At 54.4% G+C, this 1,590-nt stretch carries 1 protein-coding gene and 1 tRNA gene; both read right to left on the reverse strand.

The window, feature by feature from the left end; genetic code table 11:
• Positions 1-75 precede the first annotated feature (75 nt).
• Positions 76-1,335, reverse strand: coding sequence for a tyrosine-type recombinase/integrase (locus K7X24_RS21830; protein WP_224558267.1), 1,260 nt, complete (start codon positions 1,333-1,335; stop codon positions 76-78).
• Positions 1,336-1,496: 161 nt separating this feature from the next.
• Positions 1,497-1,572 (reverse strand) — tRNA-Phe (locus K7X24_RS21835).
• Positions 1,573-1,590: the final 18 nt, after the last annotated feature.

Here is a 1,590-nt window from a genome sequence, read left to right on the forward strand (position 1 = left end):
ATGGTTTTAAGACAACGCTCCTGACGGGTTTTCTATCACATAGAAAGCCCGTCAGGAGCCGACAAGCGCAGCGCGTTAGCCAGCCGAATGACTCCGCGCATAAATATACGGCGCGACATATCCTTCGCGGTTGACGTCCAGATAATCCGACCACCACTGCATCATTTCGATTCTGGCTTCCAGATGTTCCGCTTTATGCACGTAAGCCGCCCGTACGCCGTTGCGCTCTTTGTGGCTCATCTGCCGCTCAATCGCATCCTTTGACCAGCGTCCGGACTCGTTCAGGGCGCTACAGGCCATGGTTCTGAAACCATGCCCACAGATTTCGGTTTTGGTGTCATAGCCAATCACGCGCAGCGCCTTGTTGATGGTGTTTTCACTCATCGGCTTGTTCAGGGTATGTGCGCTGGGAAAAACGAAGACCGATTCGCCGGAAAGCGCCTGAATCTGTTTCAGCAGGGTGACCGCATGCCGTGACAGCGGCACCAGATGCTCATCCTTCATCTTTGCGCCACGCTCTGAGAACCGCACGCCGTTTACCGCTTCGCGCTGGGCGGGTACGCTCCAGATATGCGCTTTCAGATTGAATTCATCCCAGCGGGCAAAACGCAGTTCGCTGGAGCGCAGGAAAACATGCAGGTTCAGCTCTAGAGCCAGACGGGTGAGCATCCGGCCTTTGTAGTTCTCCATCTTCTCCAGCAGTTCGGGCAGGCGTTTCAGCGGCAGGGCGGGGTGATGTTGGGTCACAACCGGGGTCACGACGCCATCTAAATCGTAAGCTGGATTGTATTTGATGACACCCTGCTGGACGGCGTGACGCATGATTTTGGTCAGATGCTGGCGTACTCGTCCGGCGACGTCATGCACGCCTTTATCGTCAATTGCCTTAACCAACTGCGCCAGATGGCGGGTTTCAACCTGCGCGATATCCATCGCGCCAATCGCGGGGAAAACGTAGCGTTTCAGGCAGGTGAGAATTTTATCGGCGTGCGCGTCTGACCAGAGTTTAAGACTGCTGGTGTGCCATGCCTGAGCGACAGACTGAAAGGTGCGGGATTCCTCAACGGCGGGATTGTTCGTTTTGCGAAGCTGAGAAGGGCTGATGCCGGATGCCAGGAGCTTACGCGCTGCATCGCGCTTTTCACGGGCTTCCGCCAGCGTAGTTTGCGGGTAGGGGCCAAAAGCTAGACGGTTTTCTTTACCGCCGAAGCGATAGCGGAAATACCATAGCTTAGCGCCGCTGGCGGATACCGTGAGGTACAGGCCGTGCGAGTCGGTGAGCTTGTAAGATTTTGCGAGAGGTTTCGCGGATCGGACTTTGCTGTCAGTTAACATATGAGGGTCACTCCCGTTCATCGAACTGAATGACCCGCAATCTGACCCACAAATTCCCCGATACGAAGCGATAAATCAAAACGCATCGGAAAAGATTTTTACGCCAACTTATTGAATAGCAACAACATAGGGATTGATAAGGAGGCATAAAAAAGGAAAGGTGGTGCCCGGACTCGGAATCGAACCAAGGACACGAGGATTTTCAATCCTCTGCTCTACCGACTGAGCTATCCGGGCAACGGGGCGCATTAAACC

Source organism: Pectobacterium versatile (assembly GCF_020166435.1).
Lineage (GTDB): Bacteria > Pseudomonadota > Gammaproteobacteria > Enterobacterales > Enterobacteriaceae > Pectobacterium > Pectobacterium versatile.